23 protein-coding genes are annotated in these 24,366 nt (G+C 50.6%); 13 read left to right on the top strand and 10 right to left on the bottom strand.

The genetic code is table 11. The features are described 5' to 3' along the window. Positions 1–247: 247 nt before the first annotated feature. The 5 genes from lldP (at position 248) to trmL (ending at position 5,919) form a co-directional block, all read left to right on the top strand. Positions 248–1,903: an L-lactate permease gene (gene lldP / locus FDW87_RS12795; RefSeq protein WP_016154960.1), complete on the top strand. Its 1,656-nt coding sequence runs from the start codon at positions 248–250 to the stop codon at positions 1,901–1,903. Then, positions 1,900–2,676 (top strand): transcriptional regulator LldR, encoded by a 777-nt coding sequence (gene lldR / locus FDW87_RS12790; RefSeq protein ID WP_137379816.1) that lies wholly within the window; start codon positions 1,900–1,902, stop codon positions 2,674–2,676. Before lldP ends, lldR begins: the two co-directional genes overlap by 4 nt. After that, positions 2,673–3,863 carry an FMN-dependent L-lactate dehydrogenase LldD gene (gene lldD / locus FDW87_RS12785; RefSeq protein ID WP_016154962.1) on the top strand — a complete coding sequence of 397 codons (1,191 nt, stop codon included), beginning with the start codon at positions 2,673–2,675 and terminating at the stop codon, positions 3,861–3,863. Before lldR ends, lldD begins: the two co-directional genes overlap by 4 nt. Positions 3,864–4,058: 195 nt before the next feature. After that, positions 4,059–5,399 (top strand): aromatic acid/H+ symport family MFS transporter, encoded by a 1,341-nt coding sequence (locus FDW87_RS12780; protein ID WP_047415818.1) that lies wholly within the window; start codon positions 4,059–4,061, stop codon positions 5,397–5,399. Positions 5,400–5,445: 46 nt separating this feature from the next. Then, the gene (gene trmL, locus FDW87_RS12775) at positions 5,446–5,919 is read left to right on the top strand and encodes a tRNA (uridine(34)/cytosine(34)/5-carboxymethylaminomethyluridine(34)-2'-O)-methyltransferase TrmL (protein ID WP_016157744.1); all 474 of its coding nucleotides are present in this window, start codon (positions 5,446–5,448) and stop codon (positions 5,917–5,919) included. Between the two features lie 181 nt (positions 5,920–6,100). Here the strand turns inward: trmL and cysE are convergent, their stop codons facing one another. The 5 genes from cysE to FDW87_RS12750 form a co-directional block, all read right to left on the bottom strand. Continuing rightward, a complete protein-coding gene (gene cysE / locus FDW87_RS12770) occupies positions 6,101–6,922 on the bottom strand; it encodes a serine O-acetyltransferase (protein ID WP_016154965.1) in 822 nt (273 codons plus the stop codon). 77 nt (positions 6,923–6,999) lie between these two features. Then, positions 7,000–8,019, bottom strand: a complete 1,020-nt coding sequence (gpsA, locus tag FDW87_RS12765; protein ID WP_016154966.1) for an NAD(P)H-dependent glycerol-3-phosphate dehydrogenase — start codon at positions 8,017–8,019, stop codon at positions 7,000–7,002. Next, positions 8,019–8,486, bottom strand: a complete 468-nt coding sequence (gene secB, locus FDW87_RS12760; RefSeq protein ID WP_003024155.1) for a protein-export chaperone SecB — start codon at positions 8,484–8,486, stop codon at positions 8,019–8,021. Before secB ends, gpsA begins: the two co-directional genes overlap by 1 nt. A gap of 46 nt (positions 8,487–8,532) precedes the next feature. Next, positions 8,533–8,784, bottom strand: coding sequence for a glutaredoxin 3 (gene grxC, locus FDW87_RS12755; RefSeq protein ID WP_003024152.1), 252 nt, complete (start codon positions 8,782–8,784; stop codon positions 8,533–8,535). A gap of 51 nt (positions 8,785–8,835) precedes the next feature. Then, positions 8,836–9,267 (bottom strand): rhodanese-like domain-containing protein, encoded by a 432-nt coding sequence (locus FDW87_RS12750; RefSeq protein WP_005120473.1) that lies wholly within the window; start codon positions 9,265–9,267, stop codon positions 8,836–8,838. Between the two features lie 247 nt (positions 9,268–9,514). Here FDW87_RS12750 and gpmM point away from each other — a divergent pair, with 247 nt between their 5' ends. The 3 genes from gpmM to FDW87_RS12735 are packed head-to-tail and all read left to right on the top strand — an operon-like array spanning position 9,515 to position 13,327. After that, positions 9,515–11,059, top strand: coding sequence for a 2,3-bisphosphoglycerate-independent phosphoglycerate mutase (gpmM, locus tag FDW87_RS12745; protein ID WP_137379815.1), 1,545 nt, complete (start codon positions 9,515–9,517; stop codon positions 11,057–11,059). Between the two features lie 33 nt (positions 11,060–11,092). After that, a complete protein-coding gene (gene envC, locus FDW87_RS12740; protein ID WP_230330234.1) occupies positions 11,093–12,352 on the top strand; it encodes a murein hydrolase activator EnvC in 1,260 nt (419 codons plus the stop codon). 3 nt (positions 12,353–12,355) lie between these two features. Beyond that, the gene (locus FDW87_RS12735) at positions 12,356–13,327 is read left to right on the top strand and encodes a divergent polysaccharide deacetylase family protein (protein WP_047415816.1); all 972 of its coding nucleotides are present in this window, start codon (positions 12,356–12,358) and stop codon (positions 13,325–13,327) included. Here FDW87_RS12735 and FDW87_RS12730 read toward each other — a convergent pair. Continuing rightward, a complete protein-coding gene (locus FDW87_RS12730) occupies positions 13,314–14,348 on the bottom strand; it encodes a glycosyltransferase (protein ID WP_029139716.1) in 1,035 nt (344 codons plus the stop codon). The genes FDW87_RS12735 and FDW87_RS12730 overlap by 14 nt on opposite strands. A 244-nt stretch (positions 14,349–14,592) precedes the next feature. On the opposite strand from FDW87_RS12730, the gene rfaY reads away from it, so the two are divergent. Continuing rightward, on the top strand, positions 14,593–15,279 hold the full coding sequence (gene rfaY / locus FDW87_RS12725; protein WP_019078054.1) for a lipopolysaccharide core heptose(II) kinase RfaY: 687 nt from the start codon (positions 14,593–14,595) through the stop codon (positions 15,277–15,279). A 67-nt stretch (positions 15,280–15,346) separates the two neighbouring features. Here rfaY and tdh read toward each other — a convergent pair whose 3' ends face one another. From tdh to yibB, 3 genes are all read right to left on the bottom strand, one after another. After that, positions 15,347–16,372 carry an L-threonine 3-dehydrogenase gene (tdh, locus tag FDW87_RS12720; protein WP_016154972.1) on the bottom strand — a complete coding sequence of 342 codons (1,026 nt, stop codon included), beginning with the start codon at positions 16,370–16,372 and terminating at the stop codon, positions 15,347–15,349. Positions 16,373–16,381: 9 nt separating this feature from the next. Continuing rightward, positions 16,382–17,578 (bottom strand): glycine C-acetyltransferase, encoded by a 1,197-nt coding sequence (gene kbl / locus FDW87_RS12715; RefSeq protein WP_019078053.1) that lies wholly within the window; start codon positions 17,576–17,578, stop codon positions 16,382–16,384. A gap of 279 nt (positions 17,579–17,857) precedes the next feature. Then, complete coding sequence (gene yibB, locus FDW87_RS12710; RefSeq protein ID WP_032932023.1) at positions 17,858–18,715, bottom strand: protein YibB; 858 nt, start codon at positions 18,713–18,715, stop codon at positions 17,858–17,860. A 278-nt stretch (positions 18,716–18,993) separates the two neighbouring features. Here yibB and rfaD point away from each other — a divergent pair, with 278 nt between their 5' ends. From rfaD to rfaL, 4 genes are read left to right on the top strand one after another with little or no spacing between them, the layout of a single operon-like run. Beyond that, on the top strand, positions 18,994–19,926 hold the full coding sequence (gene rfaD, locus FDW87_RS12705) for an ADP-glyceromanno-heptose 6-epimerase (protein WP_003827312.1): 933 nt from the start codon (positions 18,994–18,996) through the stop codon (positions 19,924–19,926). A 2-nt stretch (positions 19,927–19,928) separates the two neighbouring features. Beyond that, complete coding sequence (rfaF, locus tag FDW87_RS12700) at positions 19,929–20,975, top strand: ADP-heptose--LPS heptosyltransferase RfaF (RefSeq protein ID WP_016154975.1); 1,047 nt, start codon at positions 19,929–19,931, stop codon at positions 20,973–20,975. Between the two features lie 3 nt (positions 20,976–20,978). Further along, positions 20,979–21,956, top strand: coding sequence for a lipopolysaccharide heptosyltransferase RfaC (rfaC, locus tag FDW87_RS12695; RefSeq protein ID WP_049271732.1), 978 nt, complete (start codon positions 20,979–20,981; stop codon positions 21,954–21,956). A gap of 14 nt (positions 21,957–21,970) precedes the next feature. Beyond that, positions 21,971–23,179, top strand: coding sequence for an O-antigen ligase RfaL (rfaL, locus tag FDW87_RS12690; RefSeq protein ID WP_019078049.1), 1,209 nt, complete (start codon positions 21,971–21,973; stop codon positions 23,177–23,179). A gap of 37 nt (positions 23,180–23,216) precedes the next feature. On the opposite strand, the gene FDW87_RS12685 is transcribed toward rfaL, so the two are convergent. After that, entirely contained in the window at positions 23,217–24,359 is a 1,143-nt protein-coding gene (locus tag FDW87_RS12685; protein WP_049042816.1) for a lipopolysaccharide N-acetylglucosaminyltransferase, read from the bottom strand. Positions 24,360–24,366: the final 7 nt, after the last annotated feature.

The following is a 24,366-nucleotide window of genomic DNA, read 5'->3' as shown; positions in this document are numbered from 1 at the left end:
CATTCGCTTGCCCGGTCCTTCCCTTCCCCTCGCAATTGGCCCTACCAATTTTAGCCAGATCCTACCAGCACCTCACATTTCATTAAAATGTGCGTACAATACCGTTGCCAATAAATAACATTTGATTAACTATTCATTGTCATTACCCCTACACAACAATATTGGCAGGGCCACTTTTACACATAATGTGACCAGGAGATGAGCACAGACTCATTCCATTATGTCGGCGGCCCCCAGGAGACCTGCAATGAATCTCTGGCAACAGAACTACGACCCGGCCGGTAACATCTGGCTTTCCAGTCTGATCGCATCGCTCCCTATCCTGTTCTTTTTCTTCGCCCTGATTAAGCTCAAGCTGAAAGGCTATGTTGCGGCGTCATGGACGGTGGTGATCGCTCTGACGGTCGCCCTGCTGTTTTACAAAATGCCAGTCGATCACGCTCTGGCTTCCGTGGTGTACGGCTTCTTCTATGGTTTGTGGCCAATTGCCTGGATCATTATCGCCGCGGTATTCGTCTATAAAATCTCGGTGAAAACCGGGCAGTTCGACATCATCCGCTCCTCAATACTCTCGATTACCCCGGACCAACGTCTGCAAATGCTGATTGTCGGTTTCTCCTTTGGGGCATTCCTCGAAGGGGCGGCAGGATTTGGCGCTCCGGTAGCGATTACCGCTGCACTGCTGGTTGGTCTGGGCTTTAATCCTCTGTACGCGGCAGGTTTGTGCCTGATCGTAAACACCGCTCCGGTCGCTTTTGGCGCAATGGGCATTCCGATTCTGGTTGCCGGTCAGGTTACCGGGCTGGATAGCTTCGAGATTGGTCAGATGGTGGGCCGTCAGTTACCGTTCCTGACCATTATCGTGTTGTTCTGGATTATGGCGATTATGGATGGCTGGCGCGGCGTAAAAGAGACCTGGCCTGCGGTGATGGTCGCTGGCGGCTCGTTTGCTATCGCGCAGTACCTCAGCTCTAACTTTATCGGGCCGGAACTGCCAGACATTATCTCGTCTCTGGTTTCGCTGGTCTGCCTGACGCTGTTCCTGAAACGCTGGCAGCCGGTACGCATCTTCCGCTTTGGCGATATGGGCGCTTCACAGGTCGATCAGACGCTGGCTCGCACCCACTATACCGCTGGACAGGTGGTCCGCGCCTGGTCTCCGTTCCTGTTCCTGACCGCCACCGTCACGCTGTGGAGCGTACCGCCGTTTAAAGCGCTGTTTGCACCAGGCGGCGCGATGTACCACTGGGTGGTCAATATTCCGGTTCCGTACCTCGATAAGCTGGTTGCCCGTATGCCGCCGGTTGTACACGAAGCCACAGCCTACGCGGCGGTGTATAAATTTGACTGGTTCTCCGCAACCGGTACCGCGATTTTGTTTGCCGCCCTGCTGTCTATCGTCTGGTTGAAGATGAAGCCGTCCGCAGCGCTGCAGACTTTTGGCAGCACGCTGAAAGATCTGGCATTACCTATTTACTCCATCGGAATGGTGCTGGCATTCGCGTTTATCTCAAACTACTCCGGGCTTTCATCAACCCTGGCGTTGGCCCTGGCACACACCGGCAGCGCGTTTACCTTCTTCTCACCGTTCCTCGGCTGGCTGGGGGTATTTCTGACCGGGTCCGACACCTCATCAAACGCACTGTTTGCCGCCCTGCAGGCTACGGCTGCTCAGCAAATCGGCGTTTCGGATGTGCTGATGGTGGCGGCAAATACCACCGGCGGCGTGACCGGCAAGATGATCTCGCCGCAATCTATCGCTATCGCCTGTGCGGCAGTGGGATTAGTGGGGAAAGAGTCTGACCTGTTCCGCTTTACCGTGAAACACAGCCTGATTTTCACCTGCATGGTGGGTGTGATTACCACGCTGCAGGCCTATGTCTTAACCTGGATGATTCCATGATAGTGATGCCCAGACGCCTGTCAGACGAAGTCGCATCTCGTGTGCGGGCGCTGATTGAAGAACAACAGCTGGAGGCGGGCATGAAGTTGCCCGCTGAGCGCCAACTGGCTGTACAGCTCGGCGTATCGCGTAACTCGCTGCGCGAGGCGTTAGCAAAGCTGGTCAGTGAAGGCGTAGTGATTAGCCGTCGTGGCGGCGGGACGTTTATCCGCTGGCAGCATGAGGCCTGGTCTGAACAAAACATCGTTCAGCCGCTGAAAACCCTGCTGGCTGACGATCCTGATTACAGTTTCGATATTCTGGAGGCCCGCCACGCCATCGAAGCCAGTACCGCCTGGCACGCAGCCATGCGGGCCACCGCCGCGGATAAAGAGAAAATCAGGCTCTGTTTCGAGGCCACGCAAAGCGAAGATCCGGATCTCGCCTCGCAGGCTGACGTTCGTTTTCATCTCGCCATTGCGGAAGCCTCGCACAACGTGGTGCTGTTGCAGACCATGCGCGGTTTCTTCGACGTCCTGCAGTCTTCGGTAAAACAGAGCCGCCAACGTATGTACCTGGTACCGCCCGTATTTTCTCAACTGACGGCGCAGCATCAGGCCGTGCTGGACGCCATTGTTGCCGGGGATGCCGACGGGGCGCGTAAGGCCATGATGGCGCACCTCAGTTTTGTCCACACCACAATTAAACGATTTGATGAAGATCAGGCCCGGCAGGCGCGTATAACTCGCCTGCCCGGTGATCCTGGTGAGAATAGCAGGGAGAACAACACATGATTATTTCAGCAGCCAGCGACTATCGCGCCGCAGCCCAGCGCATCCTGCCCCCCTTCTTGTTCCACTATATTGACGGCGGGGCGTATGCCGAGCACACCTTGCGCCGTAACGTGGCAGACCTGTCAGAGGTGGCGCTGCGCCAGCGCGTACTGAAGAATATGTCCGACCTGAGCCTGGAAACCAAGCTGTTCAACGAAACACTCTCCATGCCGGTAGCCCTCGCGCCTGTCGGCTTATGCGGCATGTACGCACGCCGGGGCGAGGTTCAGGCCGCCGCCGCCGCTGATGCCAAAGGCATTCCGTTTACGCTTTCCACAGTGTCCGTATGTCCGATTGAAGAAGTCGCCCCGACCATCAAGCGTCCGATGTGGTTCCAGCTGTATGTTCTGCGCGATCGCGGTTTTATGCGTAACGCACTGGAGCGCGCCAAAGCGGCGGGTTGCTCCACGCTGGTCTTTACCGTCGATATGCCAACGCCTGGCGCACGCTACCGTGATGCCCATTCCGGTATGAGCGGTCCAAATGCGGCACTGCGTCGCTACTGGCAAGCAGTCACTCATCCACAGTGGGCATGGGACGTTGGTCTGAACGGTCGCCCGCATGATTTAGGCAATATTTCGACTTATCTGGGCAAACCCACCGGCCTTGAAGATTACATCGGCTGGCTGGCGAATAACTTCGATCCGTCGATTTCCTGGAAAGACCTCGAGTGGATCCGCGAATTCTGGGATGGTCCGATGGTGATCAAAGGGATCCTCGACCCTGAAGATGCCCGCGACGCCGTACGCTTTGGCGCGGATGGTATCGTTGTCTCTAACCACGGTGGCCGTCAGTTAGATGGCGTGCTGTCTTCAGCTCGTGCGCTGCCCGCCATTGCCGATGCGGTGAAAGGCGATATCACCATTCTGGCTGATAGCGGGATCCGCAATGGTCTGGACGTTGTACGCATGATAGCGCTGGGCGCGGATAGTGTACTGCTGGGGCGTGCTTATCTGTACGCGCTGGCGACCCACGGCCAGGCCGGTGTGGCGAATCTGCTGAACCTGATCGAGAAAGAGATGAAGGTGGCGATGACCCTGACCGGTGCGAAGTCGATTAGCGAAATCAGCCGTGATTCGCTGGTACAGGAACTGGGTAAGAGCCTGCCTGCCGCGCTGGCACCTCTGGTCCAGGGTAGCGCAGCGTAACAACATCCCCGTAAACCCCATTTTCTGAATGGTCGGTCTGTTTTCAGCCCGACCATTTTTTATCCAAAACTAACGACTAGTTAACATTTACAACCAATATATTTGACAACTTTTTATCCACCCGCCAAATGTATAGACAAGCTAATACAACAGCATTTTATACATATAACAACCATCATAACGGGCGAGGGTGACATGGCTTATTCCGGAAAAGTGAATATCCAGCAGGCGATAGATGACAGTGCTTTTTCGCGCTTCCACTGGGTCATTATTGTCCTGGGTTTTCTGGTTTTAGCCATTGACGGCTTCGATACGGCGGCGATGGGCTATATTGCCCCCACGCTTTCAGCCGACTGGGGGATCAAGAAACAAGATCTTGGACCGGTGTTAAGCGCCGCGCTATTGGGCCTCTCATTTGGTGCCCTGCTGGCCGGACCGATTTCCGATCGTATGGGTCGTAAGCGCGTCCTGGTCTTTTCCTGTCTGTTCTTTGGCCTCGCCAGTCTGGGAACCGCCTATGCCCAGACGCTGAATATGCTCACGTTTTGGCGCTTTCTCACCGGGCTTGGGCTTGGCGCGGCAATGCCCAATGCCATCACCCTGGTGTCAGAATTCGCCCCGAAACGCTGTCGTTCAATGGCGATTAACACCATGTACTGTGGCTTTCCGTTAGGGGCTGCGGGCGGCGGCGTGATCTCCTCCTGGCTGATCCCCAACTACGGCTGGCACAGTGTTCTGCTTGCTGGTGCGATCGCCCCGCTGGTCCTCACCGCACTGTTGGTGCTGTTCCTGCCAGAGTCGGTTAAGTATCTGGTTCACCGCGGTAAAGGGGTTGCACAGATTAAACGCATTGCTCAACGCTTTATGTCGGGAAGTCTGGAACAGGTTACCCAGTTTTATCTGGATGAAGACCGTATCACGGTCAAAAAAAGCAGCGTGGCACAGTTATTTAGTATGCCCTGGCTGCCGGGTACGCTGATGCTCTGGATGACCTACTTTATGGGGCTGGTTATCTATTACGTGCTGCTGAGCTGGATGCCAACGCTGATGCTGGGAATGGGCTATCCGCTGGCCGAATCCGCCTGGCTGACATCGCTGTTTACCTTTGGCGGTACGGCGGGGATCCTGCTGGCCGGTTGGTTAATGGACCGCTGGGAAGCCCATAAAGTGGTCTCACTTGGCTTTATTCTGACGATGCTGTTTGCCCTCGCTCTCGGGTTTGAACATAACCACATCATCTTGTTCGGCGCACTGATCTTCCTGATGGGGATTACCATGAACGGCGCGCAGTCCGGGCTGCAGACGCTGGCCGCCACGTTTTATCCAACCCACTGCCGTGCGACGGGCATTGCCTGGATGCAGGGCGTGGGCCGCTTCGGCGGCGTAGCCGGAACGATGATGAGCGCCCAGTTGCTTTCCCTGCAATGGCAGGCAGACAGTATCTTAATGTTCCTCAGCCTTCCGGCCCTGGTCGCTGCTGCCGCGACAATTTACAAGCTGCAGCGCTATAAACCGCACGCGCTGACCGTCGCATAGTACCCGCTCTTTCTGCTATTCTGCCCCCCGTTATCAAGGGGGCAGTATGCTTAACATCGTTTTATTCGAACCAGAAATCCCGCCAAATACCGGCAATATTATCCGTCTTTGCGCCAACACCGGCTTTCGTTTGCATATTATAGAGCCAATGGGCTTTACCTGGGACGACAAGCGCCTGCGTCGCGCGGGGCTGGATTACCATGAATTTACCGCCGTGCTGCGCCACCCTGATTACGCCGCCTTCGTCGCCGCAGAACATCCGCAGCGCCTGTTTGCTCTGACCACCAAAGGTACGCCAGCGCATAGCGCGGTATGCTATCAGGACGGGGATTATCTGATGTTTGGTCCGGAAACACGCGGTCTGCCAGCCAGCATCCTTGACGCGCTGCCGGCCGAACAAAAAATTCGTATTCCGATGATGCCAGACAGTCGCAGCATGAACCTGTCAAATGCGGTGTCGGTGGTGGTGTATGAGGCCTGGCGCCAGCTAGGGTATCCGGGCGCGGTACTGCGTAGCTGATGATTGTTGGATGGCGGCTAGCGCCTGATCCGACCTACATTAATTTGATGAAATTCATTTCGAGCGTTATCGGCGCAGACAGATTGAACACGGACTGCGCGCAGTCACCGGAGCGTACACGCAATACGTGAGGATGACGAGCACAGCTCAGGTTCAATCTGCCAGGTAAGATAGCTCGAAATCAGATACCATCTCCATACTCAAAAGTATGATGTATCCCGTTGAAATGCTGATCCATATCCATGGACGGCTTATCGCTGTCAGGCTTGCCGACGATGCGTGCCGGAACGCCTGCTGCAGTGGTATGCGGGGGTACCGGCTGTAAAACGACGGAACCTGCGCCAATCTTCGCGCCGCGCCCGACTTCAATGTTGCCGAGAATTTTTGCTCCCGCGCCAATCATCACGCCTTCACGAATTTTCGGATGACGGTCACCGCCGGCTTTACCGGTCCCGCCCAGCGTGACGGATTGCAAAATAGAGACGTCGTTTTCAATCACGGCAGTTTCACCGACCACAATACCAGTGGCGTGATCGAGCATAATCCCACGGCCAATTTTTGCCGCCGGGTGAATGTCTACCTGGAAGCTAACGGACACCTGATTTTGCAGGAAGATCGCCAGCGCCTGACGCCCCTGATGCCACAGCCAGTGACCGATACGGTAGGCCTGAAGCGCATGAAAGCCCTTCAGATACAGAAGTGGGGTGGAATATTTATCGACAGCCGGATCACGCGTGCGTACCGCCTGAATATCACAGGCCGCTGAGGCAATCATTTCAGGATCGGCCGCGTAGGCCTCTTCCACGACTTCGCGAATGGCAATGGCGGGCATGATCGGAGAAGCGAGTTTATTCGCCAGCATATAGCTTAGCGCACTGCCGAGGTTTTCATGCTTGAGCAACGTTGCGTGATAAAAACTGGCCAGCATTGGCTCACATTCCGCCAGTGCCCGGGCTTCCGCTTTAATGTTTTTCCAGACGATATCCAGTTCTTCACACGGCATTGCGTACTCCAGAAGGTAGCAAAACGACCGACCCGTTCTTCGCGGGTCGGGTCGTTATATTCAACAGTTCCTTACAGCTAGTGGCGACTCAGCTCGTCCCTGCGTGCACGGCCTAATAACGTCAATGCTGCCTCGCGCGCGTTTTTTCCGCAATACAATACTTGATAAATTTCCTCGGTTATTGGCATCTCAACACCAAAACGGTGCGCCAATTCACGAACTTCTTTCGTATTGCGGTAGCCTTCAACCACCTGACCAATCTTGTCCTGCGCCCCCTGCACGTCCATCCCCTGGCCGAGCATCATGCCAAAACGACGGTTACGCGACTGGTTGTCGGTACAGGTCAGCACCAGATCGCCTAAACCCGCCATACCCATAAAGGTGGCAGGATCGGCACCCAACGCCGCGCCAAGGCGAGACATTTCGGTCAGTCCACGAGTGATCAATGCGGTTCGCGCATTCGCGCCGAAACCGATGCCGTCAGACATCCCCGCGCCAATCGCAATGACGTTTTTCACCGCGCCGCCAAGCTGCACGCCAATGAAATCCGGATTGCTGTAAACGCGGAAGCTCTTGCCACAGTGCAGCAACTGCTGGAGATCGTCAGCAAAGGTGTCGTCCGTCGAGGCCAGAGAAATCGCCGTCGGCATGCCCGCCGCCAGCTCTTTGGCGAACGTCGGACCGGAGATAACCGCCAGTGGAATAGAATTCCCCAACGCTTCACGCGCGACGTCCTGCAGCAGGCGTCCCGTTTCCGCTTCCAGACCCTTTGTCGCCCAAACCAGACGCGCGTCAGGACGCATCAGCGGTTTGATGTTGCGCAGCACTTCGCCAAAGACGTGGCTCGGCACTACCACCAGAATATTACGACTGGCGGCCAGTGCAGTGGCTAAATCACTTTCCAGGCGCAGCGTTTCGGGAAAAGGCACATCAGGGAGGAACGCGACGTTGCAGCGATCGTGCTCGAGGGTCGCGATATGTTTCGGATCATGGCCCCACAGGACAACCTGATGGCCATTTCTTGCCAGGGTGATGGCAAGAGCGGTGCCGTACGAGCCGGCACCAATCACAGTCATTGAAGCATTACTTTGGTTCATCAGGCATCCTGATGTTCTTCAGTACCTTCGCCAGCCTGCTGCTGTAAATAGTTCATGAACAGCGCATCAAAGTTGACCGGCGCAAGGTTCAGTTGCGGGAATGTACCGCGGGAAACCAGGCTGGTGATGCATTCGCGGGCATACGGGAACAGAATGTTCGGGCAGTATGCACCAAGGCAATGCGCCATCTGAGTCCCTTCAATACCACTGATGGAGAAAATACCGCCCTGCTGAACTTCACACAGGAACGCAGTTTCTTCACCCAGAGAAGCCGTTACGGTGACACGCAGCACTACTTCATACACATCATCTGCCAGTTGGGTAGATGCGGTATCAAGATCCAGTTTAACCTCTGGCTGCCAATCTTTCTGGAAAACATGTGGTGCATTTGGCGCTTCGAAAGACACATCCTTGGTATAAATACGTTGGATCTGGAAAGCCATTTCAGTGTTATTTTGTTCTGACATGTTGAGAAAACCCTTTAGTGTTGTCCTTTAAATACTTCGGTACGCCTTAACGCAGCAGTGGATCCAGTCCACCACGTGCATCCAACGCATACAAGTCGTCACAACCACCAATGTGCTGTGCATCAATAAAAATCTGCGGAACCGTTGTACGGCCACTGCGCTTGATCATCTCTTCACGCTTCACGGCATCGCCGTCAATCGGAAGTTCCTGGAAACTCACACCCTTGCTGTTCAACAGCGCCTTTGCACGATGGCAAAACGGGCAGGTTGCTTTGGTATAGATCTCAATATTGGCCATGACTTATCTCCAGTGTTCTTTTACCCTGAGGCATGAAAGAAGACGGGTAAATTACTTGCCGCGAACCAGTGGCAGATTCTCGCCACTCCAGCCCGCTACGCCGTCTTTCAGTACAGATACCTGCTCAAAACCGGCTTTAATCAGCGCAGTTGCTGAATCCTGGCACTGCATACCAGAGCCATCAACCACAATAACAGGTTTGTTTTTGTGTTTTTCCAGCTCGCCAAAATTGTTGGCTTTGATTTCGCTCGGCAGCAGGTTCGTGGAGCCCGCGATATGGCCTTTGCGGAAGTCGTCGCGCTGACGTAAATCCACAATCACCGCATCTTCTTTGTTGATAAGACGAGTAGCTTCTCCGCGCGTAATTACCTTCACTTTCGAAGTCAGGCTCTTAAACGTGGTAAATAATACAGCCGCCAGTAACGCAATCCAGGCGATACTCAATACAGGGTGGCGACTAACAAATTGCATAATTTCTTGCATGGGGGGTAACAACTCCCGACTTAGTGATTAAAAAACCAGGAAAGGAGTATACCTGCGCGTTGGCGCAAATACAGCCAGAGCGTGCATTGGATTGCATTTTTGCGGGGCGCTACGGAAAAAAAAACGTAAATCCGCGCCCTCTGCGACACGCTCTGGTCGATTATTTGATCTTCTGGGGCTATTTTATCGATTCAGCTGTAGTAAAATTACGCAATTATTTTTGTCTATTGAGTGTGAGGTTGTCGCAATGTCGGTTTCTAAAAAACCTATGGTACTGGTGATTCTGGATGGCTATGGCTATCGTGAAGACAGCCAGGATAACGCCATCTTTAATGCCAAAACCCCGGTAATGGATGCTCTGTGGGCAAAACGTCCGCATACCCTGATTGATGCCTCTGGCCTGGAAGTCGGCCTGCCCGATCGCCAGATGGGCAACTCCGAAGTGGGTCACGTCAACCTGGGCGCGGGCCGCATCGTGTATCAGGACCTGACCCGTCTGGATGTTGAAATTAAAGAACGGACTTTCTTCGCTAACCCAGTGCTGACCGATGCGGTCGACCAGGCAAAAAATAGCGGCAAAGCGGTTCACATCATGGGCCTGCTCTCTGCTGGCGGCGTTCACAGCCACGAAGATCACATCATGGCGATGGTAGAAATGGCAGCTGAACGCGGTGCTGAGAAAATCTATCTGCACGCTTTCCTTGATGGCCGTGATACCCCGCCGCGCAGCGCTGAACATTCGCTGCAGAAATTCGAAGAGAAATTTGCCGCGCTGGGCAAAGGCCGCGTAGCGTCCATCATTGGTCGTTACTACGCCATGGACCGCGACAACCGTTGGGATCGCGTTGAACAGGCTTATGACCTGATGACGCTGGCAAAAGGCGAGTTCCAGTTCGCTACGGCTGTTGAAGGCCTGCAGGCTGCTTATGCCCGCGACGAAAACGACGAATTCGTGAAAGCGACCGTGATCCGTGCTGAAGGCCAGGCTGAAGCCGCCATGGAAGACGGCGATACGCTGATTTTCATGAACTTCCGTGCTGACCGTGCGCGTGAAATCACCCGTGCGTTTGTTAACGCTGACTTCGACGGCTTCGCCCGTAAGAAAGTCGTTAACCTCAACTTTGTGATGCTGACCGAATACGCAGCCGACATCAAAACGGCTGTTGCTTACCCACCAGCGTCTCTGGCCAACACCCTTGGCGAGTGGATGGCGAAGAATGACAAAACGCAGCTGCGTATTTCCGAAACTGAAAAATATGCCCACGTGACCTTCTTCTTTAACGGCGGCGTAGAAGAGCCGTTCAAAGGCGAAGACCGCATCCTGATCAACTCGCCGAAAGTCGCGACCTACGATCTGCAGCCGGAAATGAGCTCTGCTGAGCTGACCGAGAAGCTGGTTGCTGCGATTCAGAGCGGAAAATACGACACCATCATTTGTAACTACCCGAACGGCGACATGGTTGGTCACACCGGGGTGATGGAAGCTGCGGTTAAAGCGGTTGAAGCGCTGGATTACTGCGTTGAGCAGGTGACTAAAGCGGTTGAATCCGTTGGCGGCCAACTGCTGATCACCGCAGACCACGGTAACGCAGAGCAAATGCGCGATCCGTCCACCGGTCAGGCGCATACAGCACACACCAACCTGCCCGTTCCGCTGATTTATGTCGGTGGTAAAAACGTCAAAGCAGTTGAAGGCGGCAAACTTTCTGATATCGCCCCGACGATGCTGACGCTGATGGGTATGGAAATCCCGCAAGAGATGACTGGTAAGCCGCTGTTCATCGTGGAATAATCCCTCCCCATGAGGGGAAAGGCGATTAATACCATCACTTGGGCCGTGAAACTGCAAAAGCTTTCAGTCAGGCCCTTGTTCTACGCCAGCGCGCTTAGCGCTGGCGTATTGCTGTGCGCCTTTTCCGCCCACGCGGACGAGCGCGATCAGCTCAAATCTATTCAGGCTGATATCGCGGCAAAAGAACGCGCGGTACGCCAACAACAACAACAACGCTCCACTCTCCTCGCTCAACTTAAAGCTCAGGAACAGGCCATCGCCGTTGCTGCCAGGCAACTACGCGAAACGCAAAACTCGCTGGCGCAGCTGAATGCGCAAATCACTGAAATGAATGCCGCCCTCGCGAAGCTGGAAAAACAGCGGGCTGCGCAAGAGCGTAGCCTGGCAGCCCAACTTGACGCAGCGTTTCGCCAGGGCGAACACACCGGTATTCAGCTCATTCTGAGCGGGGAAGAGAGCCAGCGCGGGCAACGCCTGCAGGCCTATTTCGGCTATCTGAACCAGGCGCGGCAGGAAACCATCGCGCAGTTGAAACAAACCCGCGAAGAAGTCGACTCGCAAAAAGCCGAGCTGGAAGATAAGCAGAGCGAACAGCAGACGTTGCTGTACGAACAGCGCGCTCAGCAGGCTAAGCTGGAGCAGGCGCGTAATGAACGCAAGAAGACGCTCTCGGGTCTGGAGTCATCGATTCAGCAGGGTCAGCAGCAACTGGGCGAAATGCGCGCCAACGAATCACGCCTGCGCAACAGCATCGCTCGCGCCGAAGCCGCAGCCAAAGCACGCGCGGAACGTGAAGCACGCGAGGCGCAGGCCGTACGCGACAAACAGAAGGATGCGTCACGGAAAGGCTCAACCTACAAGCCAACCGAAAGCGAAAAATCACTGATGTCCCGTACCGGCGGTTTAGGTTCCCCACGCGGCCAGGCATTCTGGCCCGTTCGTGGCCCAACGCTACATCGTTATGGCGAACAGTTGCAAGGTGAGCTACGTTGGAAGGGGATGGTTATTGGCGCATCCGAAGGCACCGAAGTTAAAGCCATTGCCGATGGGCGCGTCATTCTGGCGGACTGGTTGCAGGGCTACGGCCTCGTAGTCGTCGTTGAGCACGGTAAAGGCGATATGAGCCTGTACGGTTATAACCAGAGCGCGCTGGTCAGCGTCGGTACGCAGGTTCGCGCCGGGCAGCCTATTGCACTTGTGGGTAGCAGCGGCGGACAGGGCAGGCCGGCACTCTATTTCGAAATTCGTCGCCAGGGTCAGGCGGTCAATCCACAGCCGTGGTTGGGAAGATAAGTTTTGCCTCAATTTCGTCGTCTATTATTCTCTCTCGCCAGCGTGCTGGCCTTCGCAACACCTGTTTTTGCTGGCAAACTTGCCATCGTTATTGATGATTTCGGCTATCGTCCACACACCGAAAATCAGGTTCTGGCGATGCCTTCCACCCTCTCCGTTGCCGTTCTGCCTAATGCCCCACACGCGCGTGAAATGGCGATTAAAGCGCATAACAGCGGGCATGAAGTTTTAATCCATCTGCCGATGGCGCCGCTGAGCAAACAGCCGTTAGAGAAAGATACTTTGCGCCCGGAAATGAGCAGCGAAGAGATTGAGCGGATTATTCGCGACGCGGTAAGCAAAGTACCGAATGCGGTCGGGCTGAACAACCATATGGGCAGCGCGATGACCTCCAGCCTGTTCGGCATGCAGAAGGTGATGCAGGCGCTGGAACGCTACGATCTCTACTTCCTGGACAGTATGACCATCGGCAACAGTCAGGCAATGCGCGCAGCATCAGGAACCGGCGTGAAGGTTATCAAACGCAAAGTCTTCCTGGATGACACGCAAAACGAAGCCGATATTCGCCGTCAGTTTAATCGTGCCGTTGAGCTTGCGCGCCGCAACGGTTCAGCAATTGCCATTGGGCATCCTCACCCTTCGACGGTTCGCGTCCTGCAGCAAATGCTTTATAACCTGCCTGCGGACATTACGCTGGTTCGCCCAAGCAGCCTGCTCAATGAACCACAGGTAGACACCTCCAGACCAAACTTTACACCGCCGAAGAATGGTAAACCTGATGCGCCACGTAATCCTTTCCGCGGGGTGAGATTATGCAAACCGAAGCAGCCGTTAGAGCCGGTTTACGCCAGCCGCTTCTTCAGCGTGCTCGGTGAAAGCATCACCCAAAGCACGCTGGTGCAGTACATGCGCCTGCAATGGCAGGGCTGGGGGAATACATCCTCACCCAGCGCTATGAACGCTAACGTAAATTAAGCGTTTTACGGGCAATACGAGAAGGCGAGGATGTTTTATCGCGCCATTTCCAGAGACGGAATGACCATAGCAGCGCCTGGTACAAAACTTTGGCGCTGCGTACGTTAGTAATCATGCGTTTATACATACCAGAGACAAAAATCTCTGCAATCATGCGTTGACGAATATGGACATCCGGCTCTTTGCGTACTGCGTGGCAAACGCGTAATGCTTCATAGGTTATTTGCTGATGAAATTCCGGATAAATAGTAATCCGACCCGCATATTCACGATTCAACTTATCCAATAACCGTGTAATTTTAATATAGTGGCGTTGGTAATTGAGATTTTTTAAGCCTTGTCTTTTAAGACGGCTAACTGATTGATCGTGTAAGAAGTATTTATACAATGATTGCTCGGTATATCGCACACGTTTGGCGTTAAACATAAACTCCGTCGTCCATACAATATCCTGATGATGCAACCCTGGAATAAACGCTATCTTGTTTTTCTCGATAACATCTCTGCGATAAACCCCCATCCAGACCACATGCGTCCAACGGCGTGAAGCCAATGCCATACGTAACCAGTCGGGGCCGGTCAATACACCCGTAGACCGCAGACGGTCCGTCGGTATTGATTGCCAGGTGTCCCCCGTTTCGAAAATGCACCAATCAGAATTGCACTGTGCCAGATCGAGGTCATCCTGAAGCGCCATGGTCATCAGGGTTTCATACATATTGGGATAAACCAGGTCATCGGCATCGACAAATGCAACATAATCCCCTTTGGCCACTGCCAGACCACGATTACGCGCGACAGATGCCCCGGCGTTAGGCTGATGTAACAACCGGACATGGGAATAGTTATCAGCATAATGTCTTGCAATATCAACAGAGTTATCCGTTGAACCGTCATCCACAATAATGATCTCTATCGCAGCCCATGTCTGTGCGATCAAAGATTCCATGCAATCCCGAAAACTATCACCCGCGTTATACAACGGAATAATAACACTCAACATATTTGTGCGGTTTCTCATCAGATAACCCAAGTTTGTCAGTACACTGATGACTTTTACTACAGTTTCATTAAGGAATTATTAAGGTTAGAACGTTTAATTTTCAGAAGCGGCGCAGCGAAAGCAACCAGTATGGGAAAATGCCATGCGGCGCCTGAGTTCAGCGGCCTGTGATAGCTCAGATCGTCTACATATTGAGGGACACAACCTGTATACTATACCCCTGTAAATTAACGCGCGATGTACACTGATATTGAGGAAAGTGATGGCCATCAGTAAGACACATGAAAAAGGTTATACGGTCTATTGCAAAGAGACCAAAATAGACCTTAAGTCACTGATGAATAAGTATATAAACAAAGAAATCAGTGGCAAACCATTGAGCAGTGGTAACGCCATGCGCAGTGTAGAACTGGTCGAGTACAACTCACAAAAATTTATCATCAAAAACGACCGTGAAGTTGATCCTCGATTTGAGAAAAAAATGCAGAATTTTATCTCCGGCCCCTTTTATTCCAGGCTCATCAAGAAACTGGACACACTCTCCCCGGAAATGCGCGCCTGTACAGCGGATCTCTACTATGCCGCTGAAAAAGTACGCCTTCGTCAGTGTCATGATGTTTATATTATTCATGAATATGTTGAAGGCACTCCTTTAAAAGAAATTAACCATAAGAATGCCGATGAAGTGAAACAGTGCGTTCTGCGCCTTCACAAAGCCGGGTTGGCATCTAATGATATCCACCCTGGAAATTTCATTCGTACGCCAGGCGGTGAATTAAGAATAATTGACTTATCCTGTAAGGGAAATATGAAGATTTGCCAGGCTAATGATATTTTAGCTTTGCAGCGAAAATATCATATTAACATCAAAGGAAAAGGGTTAATCTACAAGCTCATCTGGCTCAAAGAAGCGACAAGAACTTTATCCAGAAAGCTTCGTGGCAAATAGTATTTATTCTTTATACGGCCAGAATAAAGAATCTGGCCGTTGGTAGCATTTAATACAAGTCGAGCATTCAATCCCAGCTCAGGATCACTTTCCCTGACTGGCCCGAGCGCATCGCGTCAAAGCCCTGCTGGAATTCATCGATGGAGAATCGATGGGTGATGATCGGCGACAAATCCAGACCAGACTGAATCAATGCGGCCATCTTGTACCAGGTCTCAAACATCTCACGACCGTAGATACCCTTAATAAACAATCCTTTAAAGATAACTTTAGTCCAGTCGATGGACATGTCTGATGGTGGAATACCCAGCATAGCAATACGGCCACCGTGGTTCATGGTGTCCAGCATGGCGCGAAACGCTGGCGGCGCGCCGGACATCTCCAGACCGACATCAAACCCTTCGGTCATGCCCAGTTCAGCCATCACGTCGGTCAGACTCTCTTTCGACACGTTGACCGCGCGAGTAATGCCCATTTTACGCGCCAGTTCAAGGCGATACTCATTAACATCGGTAATCACCACGTGGCGTGCGCCAACGTGCCTGGCAACCGCTGCCGCCATAATACCGATTGGACCCGCGCCGGAAACCAGCACATCTTCCCCAACCAGATCGAACGACAGCGCCGTATGCACCGCATTACCGAACGGATCGAAGATAGACGCCAGGTCGTCAGAGATGTTGTCCGGAATTTTAAACGCGTTAAATGCCGGGATCACCAGGTATTCTGCAAAGCAGCCAGGACGGTTTACGCCAACACCGGTCGTATTGCGGCACAGGTGAGTACGTCCACCGCGGCAGTTACGGCAATGCCCGCAGGTGATATGACCTTCGCCTGAAACGCGATCGCCGATTTTAAAGCCTTTAACTTCCTGGCCGATGCCAACAACTTCGCCGACATATTCATGTCCAACGACCATCGGTACCGGGATGGTTTTTTGCGACCATTCATCCCAGTTATAAATGTGAACGTCAGTCCCGCAGATGGCTGTTTTACGGATTTTAATCAGCAAATCGTTATGGCCGACTTCCGGTTCAGGAACGTCGGTCATCCAAATGCCCTCTTCCGCTTTCAGTTTGGATAACGCTTTCATTTCACATCCTCAGGCAATAACGCCCAGTTGTTTACCAATGCGTGTGAACGCCTCAACAGCACGCGTAATCTGCTCAGGGGTATGCGCCGCAGACATCTGGGTACGAATACGCGCCTGACCTTTTGGAACCACCGGATAGAAGAATCCAGTAACGTAAATCCCCTCTTTTTGCAGCTCGCGGGCGAAATCTTGCGCCACTACCGCATCCCCCAACATGACCGGGATAATTGCGTGATCCGCTCCCGCTAACGTAAAGCCTGCGGCAGACATTTGCTCGCGGAACTGACGTGCGTTCTCCCACAGGCGATCGCGCAGCTCGCTGCCTGCTTCGACCATCTCCAGCACTTTAATGGAGGCAGAAACAATTGCAGGAGCCAATGAGTTGGAGAACAGATACGGACGGGAACGTTGACGCAGCCACTCAACAACCTCTTTGCGCGCTGCGGTATAACCGCCAGATGCGCCGCCGAGCGCTTTACCCAGCGTACCAGTGATGATGTCCACACGCCCCATCACGTCACAGTATTCATGTGAGCCACGACCATTTTCGCCGACAAAGCCGACAGCATGGGAATCATCAACCATGACCAGCGCGTCGTATTTATCCGCCAGGTCACAAACGCCTTTCAGGTTAGCAATCACACCATCCATAGAGAACACGCCATCGGTGGCGATCAGGATATGACGGGCTCCCGCTTCACGCGCTTCTTTCAAACGAGCTTCCAGTTCGACCATGTCGTTGTTGGCGTAACGGAAACGCTTTGCTTTACACAAGCGAACACCGTCAATGATAGAAGCGTGGTTGAGCGCATCTGAGATAATCGCATCTTCTGCGCCCAGCAGCGTTTCAAACAGGCCGCCGTTGGCGTCAAAGCAGGAAGAGTAAAGGATGGCATCTTCCATACCGAGGAATGCCGCCAGTTTTTGCTCCAGTTGCTTATGGCTGTCCTGGGTACCGCAAATAAAGCGGACCGAAGCCATACCAAATCCGTGAGAATCCATACCTGCTTTTGCAGCTGCAATCAGTTCCGGGTGGTTAGCCAGCCCCAGATAGTTGTTCGCACAAAAGTTAATAACGTGGCTTCCGTCCGCCACGGTGATATCCGCCTGCTGGGCAGACGTAATAATGCGCTCTTCTTTAAACAATCCTTCCGCACGTGCGGTTTCGAGATCGTTCGTTAACTGTTTGTAAAAATCCCCACGCATTTCAATTCTCCAGACTGGGCAAATTTCAGCACATATTACCCAAAGCTATACGCTGATACGAGATGACGCATCATCACTTCTTCAAAATGAAGCATAAATCACGTATACCCACATGGCTAATCAGTGATGCCGTCGTATGGATTCATTGGACGCAATTAATCGCAACCAATTGAATTGGCTGGATTTTATAAAAAATCATAAAAAAACAACAGCAATAGCAGAAGAATGCCTTTGCAGCATTCTATCTGGTTAGGTAACCCTTCAATCTCATTCAAGCCACTACTTTCGAGTGAGAAAAATTCGCAATGCCTGGAGTTTTGCACCTAAAGCGGTTCGCCGATAAACACGGAACAGATCGAACCATTTGCCCCGACCAAGGTAATTAAGCATTAATAGATCAGGGCGCTTGTAATAACACATGACAAAAATACCCTGATCATCATCAACAATATTATTTCTGAGAGTCTCTTTTTGACACTCAGTGACTAATGAGTAAAACTCTTTCCATTTCTCTGGTGAACCAACAATAGCGCCGCCGATAATATAAGTATGATTTCCGATCATAAAATCAAAAACCTGTTTTCTGGATGATATAACCAGACCCTTTTTAATCGTGAAGAGATGCATTTTATTACGGTCAAAAGGGAAGTCCCATACTTTTAATCCACGAGTAACCTGCGGTTTACGGCAATATCCGAAGTCTACCCAAGCAACCATCGGAGTATTAACTAAGCCTGCATTTATGGCCTTCACTACAAAATATGCTTTTAAATTATTGATCAACACATATTCTGGAGACCAGTACTCAGGGTTACCTAGCTGTCGCGTCTCTAATTTATTCTTAAAGGTATCATCCTGCTGAATTTGTCTTATTTTATTATTAATATGCTTAAATTTTTTACCTAAATCTATGGTTATAATTTTTGTGGGCTTACCTTTGCGTATTTCCGCAACTCTGTCTTCAAACTCAGACGAGGTAAAAATAACCATATCATTTTCTAAAGCGGCTAACCGTTTGAAGTAGTCAAAATAGACATCAGAAGATCGGGAAAGTTTTTCACGGAAGCCTTTATTAACAGTCCACTCCCCCCTACCGATATCAAAATATGCTGTCACAATAGTGGTAGACGATTTCATAACCATTTTCAAACCATTAATAAAAAAAATATTATATCACAAAGTTTTTGTTTTTGTACATATAATATACATAGATGGATATAAAAAAACTAAGTACATTTAAGATTAATTTAATAGACTTAATAACCATTAAATAAGCATTCTTATACTGGTGTTTATAGGCCTTCTACCGACCCACCATCTTACTTAAGAGGCTGAAGGGATGCCGATGTGATGGTATGATTACAGACATTAGTGTCTGAGATTGTCTCTGACTCCAAAATTCGAAGGTTACATTTATGATCATCGTTACCGGCGGCGCGGGCTTTATCGGCAGCAACATCGTCAAGTCATTGAATGATAAAGGCATCACCGACATCCTGGTGGTGGACAACCTGAAAGATGGCACCAAGTTTGTTAACCTGGTGGATCTGAATATTGCTGACTACATGGACAAGGAAGACTTCCTGATCCAGATTATGGCCGGAGAAGATTTCGGCGATATCGAAGCGATTTTCCACGAAGGCGCATGCTCCTCCACTACCGAGTGGGACGGCAAGTATATGATGGATAACAACTATCAATACTCCAAAGAGCTGTTGCACTACTGCCTGGAGCGTGAAATTCCGTTCCTGTATGCGTCCTCTGCCGCCACCTACGGCGGCCGCACTTCTGATTTCATCGAATCCCGTGAATATGAGAAACCGCTGAACGTTTACGGCTACTCAAAATTCCTGTTCGACGAGTACGTTCGTCAGATCCTGCCAGAAGCCAATTCTCAGATTGTTGGCTTCCGCTATTTCAACGTCTACGGACCGCGTGAAGGCCATAAAGGCAGTATGGCGAGCGTCGCTTTCCACCTCAACACCCAGCTCAACAATGGCGAAACACCAAAACTGTTCGAAGGCAGTGAAAACTTCAAGCGTGATTTCGTTTACGTAGGCGATGTGGCTGCGGTGAACCTGTGGTTCCTGGAAAACGGGGTTTCCGGCATCTTTAACCTTGGTACCGGTCGTGCGGAATCTTTCCAGGCCGTTGCCGATGCAACGCTTGCGTACCACAAAAAAGGCAGCATTGAGTACATCCCATTCCCGGAAAAACTGAAAGGTCGCTATCAGGCGTTTACCCAGGCCGATCTGACTAATCTGCGTGCTGCGGGCTATGACAAGCCGTTTAAAACCGTTGCTGAAGGTGTAACGGAATATATGGCCTGGCTGAACCGCGACGCGTAAGTATGAAAATTTTGGTGGTAGGCCCGTCCTGGGTGGGCGACATGATGATGTCGCAAAGTCTCTATCGCACGCTTAAGGCGCGCTATCCCCAGGCGATAATCGACGTGATGGCACCTGCATGGTGCCGTCCGTTATTGTCGCGCATGCCTGAAGTTAACGAAGCTATCGCCATGCCGCTGGGACACGGCGCGCTGGAGATCGGCGAGCGGCGTAAACTCGGTCATAGCCTGCGTGAAAAACGCTATGACCGCGCCTATGTGCTGCCTAACTCGTTTAAATCCGCGCTGGTACCGTTTTTTGCTGGCATTCCCCATCGTACCGGATGGCGTGGTGAAATGCGCTACGGCCTGCTAAACGATGCGCGCGTGCTGGATAAAGATGCCTGGCCGCTGATGGTCGAACGCTATGTAGCCCTGGCCTATGATAAAGGCGTAATGCTGTCAGCTAAAGATTTACCGCAGCCTCTGCTATGGCCGCAGTTGCAGGTAAGCGAAGGTGAAAAGTCCCTGACCTGTCGCCAGTTTTCCCTTTCTGCCGAACGCCCCATCATCGGCTTTTGCCCTGGTGCGGAATTTGGTCCAGCGAAACGCTGGCCACATTACCACTACGCAGACCTGGCGAAGCAACTGATCGATGAAGGCCATCAGATTGTGCTTTTTGGCTCTGCAAAAGACCATGACGCCGGAAATGAGATCCTGGCGACGCTGAGCGTTGATCAGCAGGCCTGGTGCCGTAATCTGGCGGGCGAAACACAGCTGGAGCAGGCCGTCATTCTGCTCGCCGCCTGCAAAGCGGTGGTCACCAACGACTCTGGATTAATGCACGTTGCCGCAGCGTTGAATCGACCTCTGGTAGCGTTATATGGCCCCAGCAGCCCGGATTTTACTCCGCCGCTTTCACACAAGGCTCGCGTAATTCGCTTGATTACGGGCTATCACAAAGTACGCAAGGGAGATGCAGCAGAAGGCTATCATCAGAGCCTGATTGACATCACACCCCAGCGCGTGCTGGAAGAACTCAACGACCTGTTGTTACAAGAGGAAGCCTGACGGATGCGGGTACTGATCGTTAAAACATCGTCTATGGGCGATGTACTGCATACGTTACCGGCATTAACCGATGCGCAGCAGGTCATGCCGGATATTCAATTTGATTGGGTAGTGGAAGAAGGCTTCGCGCAGATCCCATCCTGGCATGCAGCCGTTGACCGGGTGATCCCAGTGGCGATCCGCCGCTGGCGTAAAGCCTGGTTTTCAGCGCCGATTAAAGCCGAGCGTAAAGCCTTTCGCGATGCGGTGCGTTTACAGCAGTATGACGCGATAATTGATGCGCAGGGTCTGGTAAAAAGCGCGGCGTTGGTTACGCGTCTGGCACGTGGCATCAAGCATGGTATGGACTGGAGCACGGCGCGCGAACCATTGGCGAGCCTGTTTTATAATCGCAAACATCACATTGCCAAACAGCAGCACGCGGTAGAACGTACGCGTGAATTGTTCGCCAAAAGTCTGGGATATTCTAGGCCCCAGTCGCAGGGTGATTACGCTATCGCTCAGCATTTTCTGAAAGAACGTAATGCTGATGCGGGCCAGTATGCCGTATTTCTGCATGCCACAACGCGTGATGATAAGCACTGGCCAGAAGCCAACTGGCGGGAGCTAATTGGCTTGTTAAATAACGCTGGCATACTTATTAAACTGCCATGGGGTGCTCCTCATGAAGAAGCACGAGCCCGTAGGCTGGCAAATGGTTTTTCTTATGTTGATGTTCTTCCACGGATGACTTTGGGAGAGGTCGCTCGCGTACTGGCGGGGGCAAAATTTGTGGTGTCGGTTGATACAGGCCTGAGTCATTTAACCGCTGCACTGGATCGCCCTAATATTACGTTGTACGGTCCAACGGACCCAGGATTGATTGGTGGGTATGGGAAGAATCAAGTGGCATGTCGCTCAGAAAGTGAAAATCTTTCAGACTTGCGTTCTTCGACCGTATTAGAATCAATTAATTGCAATTTTTTAAATAATTGTCTGTAAGTGTCGGAGAAATGATGGCTTTAACAAAGTTTTTTTTAGATGAGAAAAAAAACTGGAAGATAAACTGGAATAGAGGACTTATATTTCTGTTTGTCGCCACCTATTTCTTAGGTGGTATTACTCGTTATAAACATTTGATTGTCATCCTGATGACTATCACAACGATAGTTTATTTATGTAAGAATCCTCGACATTATATTCCTATTTTTAAAACATTTGTTTTTGCAAGTGTATCATTTCTTGTAATCGCTACCTTCGTCTCTTTAGTGTTCACTCCTGAACTAAAAGCTAGCCTGAAAGAGATAAACAACTCAGTTGTTGAAAATGTCTTATTATGCACTATTGCGATCCCTGTATTACTAAGAGAAGAAAGCAAAGAAACCATTTCAAAGTTGATATTCTTCTCGTTCCTTACAGCTCTTAGTTTGCGATGCCTTTCAGAACTTGTCCTTTATTATCAGGACTATCAGCAAGGAATCATGCCTTTTACTAATTACCAACATCGCGGAATTTCAGATGCAATGGTGTTTTTATTCCCAGTGCTTCTGAATCTATGGCTCGTTAAATCAGCGAAATACCGTATATTATTCCTGTTGTTAGGGGCGATATACACCTTTTTAATTCTTGGAACATTGTCCCGTGGCGCATGGTTATCTGTATTCATTATTGCTCTTACATGGATAATCATGTACAAACAATGGCGATTGCTTACTGTAGGAATCCTCGTAGCTATTGTTGCTCTGACAGCTATATTTTCACACAAAGATATGTCAGAAAAACTGACCTTTAAATTGCAGCAAACTGACAGTTCATATCGCTATACTAACGGTACGCAAGGAAGTGCGTTTGACCTAATCTTAGAAAATCCAGTTATTGGTTATGGTTTTGGTAATAACGCTTATAAAACTGTATACAACAAGCGTGTTGTTGATTATCCAAACTGGACATTCCGCGAGTCAATTGGACCACACAACCTTATTCTTTTTGTATGGTTTGGTACAGGATTACTTGGACTTGTGGGTTTAATACTGGTGTACACTAGCATTGTGAGAGAATGTGTTACGCATGCATTTAGGGAGAATTACTATTCCCCATACAATGCTTATATAATAATTTTACTTTCATTTTTCGGTTATTTTATTATACGTGGCAACGTTGAGCAGATTGAGTTAGATCTGTTGGGTATTTTTGCAGGTTTTCTGTTAGCGCTGAAGAATAAATAAAATAGTAAAAAAAAGGCTACTTTATGTAGCCTTTTTTTCACTCGAACCAGTTACAAATAACCTCTTCAAACCGTTGTGTAACCGCAGACCAACTATAGTTTCCAAAGACATATTGCTGACCTCGTTGGGCGGTATCCGCTAAACTACTTTCCGCCATTACCCTGGTAATATCCTGAGTAATAGTTTCTGCAGTCATCGGCTCTGTAAGGTGATAGCCTGTAATTTTATCTTTAACAAACTCAACCATGCCGCCTCGAGTACTGACTAATACAGGTCTTCCAGCGCCCATAGCCTCAATAGCCACCATACAAAATGGCTCCTGAAATTGAGAAGGAATCACAACTATATCTGCCAGTGGATAGTAATAGTGCATTTTCTCGGGTGAGATACTACCTAACATAATACAATGTGGTTTGAGGCGCTCAGCTATTTCCCGAACTTCACGCTGATAATCACCTTTATCGTTCTTACTTACTTCCATGTGATCACCAACAACCACAAGCTTCAGATTTTTGTTCTCATGCAGCAACTTTTCAAAAGCCTGCAGAAGTAAGAGAACGCCTTTATCAGGGACTATACGTCCAGCAAAAAATACCACCTTGCTTTCAGGGGGAATATTTAATTTATTTTTTGATATTGATTCATATGACGATTGATAGATATCCAAGTCAATACCATTAGGCACAATAACAATATCAGCTTCAGGAAGATAAGATTGATAATAGTTCTTCAAAAACAAACTTGGTACGATCATCTTAACTTTTTTATCAAGCAACTTAGGTTCAAACGCATTATGCATATGAATCACAACTTTAGCCTGAGGAGCTTGCGAACGAATTTGTCGATATAGCTTCATACTGTTATGGACAACAATCACACTTTGATCGGTTATCTCAAACTTTTCGGCAACTTTCAGTATGCGCTTTGAATAAGGTAACGGATCCAGCCGAGTCCACTTTTGGAAAATACGCTTATATACCGAGCTAAATCCAATACGATGAATACTACATCTTTCGTTTACGTAAGAATAATCAGAATATCCTTCATTCTTTATACAGACAATACGATTAGGGAATTTGGTTCTTTGGGCAACCTGATACATCCAGGTCTCAACTGCTGCGGCACCACGTGGTGGAATAGAATAAATAGGTGTTACAGTAAATATGATTTTATCAATCATAAAGATC

It is taken from the genome of Citrobacter sp. wls826 (assembly GCF_005281245.1).
Lineage (GTDB): Bacteria > Pseudomonadota > Gammaproteobacteria > Enterobacterales > Enterobacteriaceae > Citrobacter > Citrobacter braakii.
The sequence above is the reverse complement of the archived record's forward strand: the minus strand, read 5'-3'. Positions and strand labels throughout refer to the sequence as shown.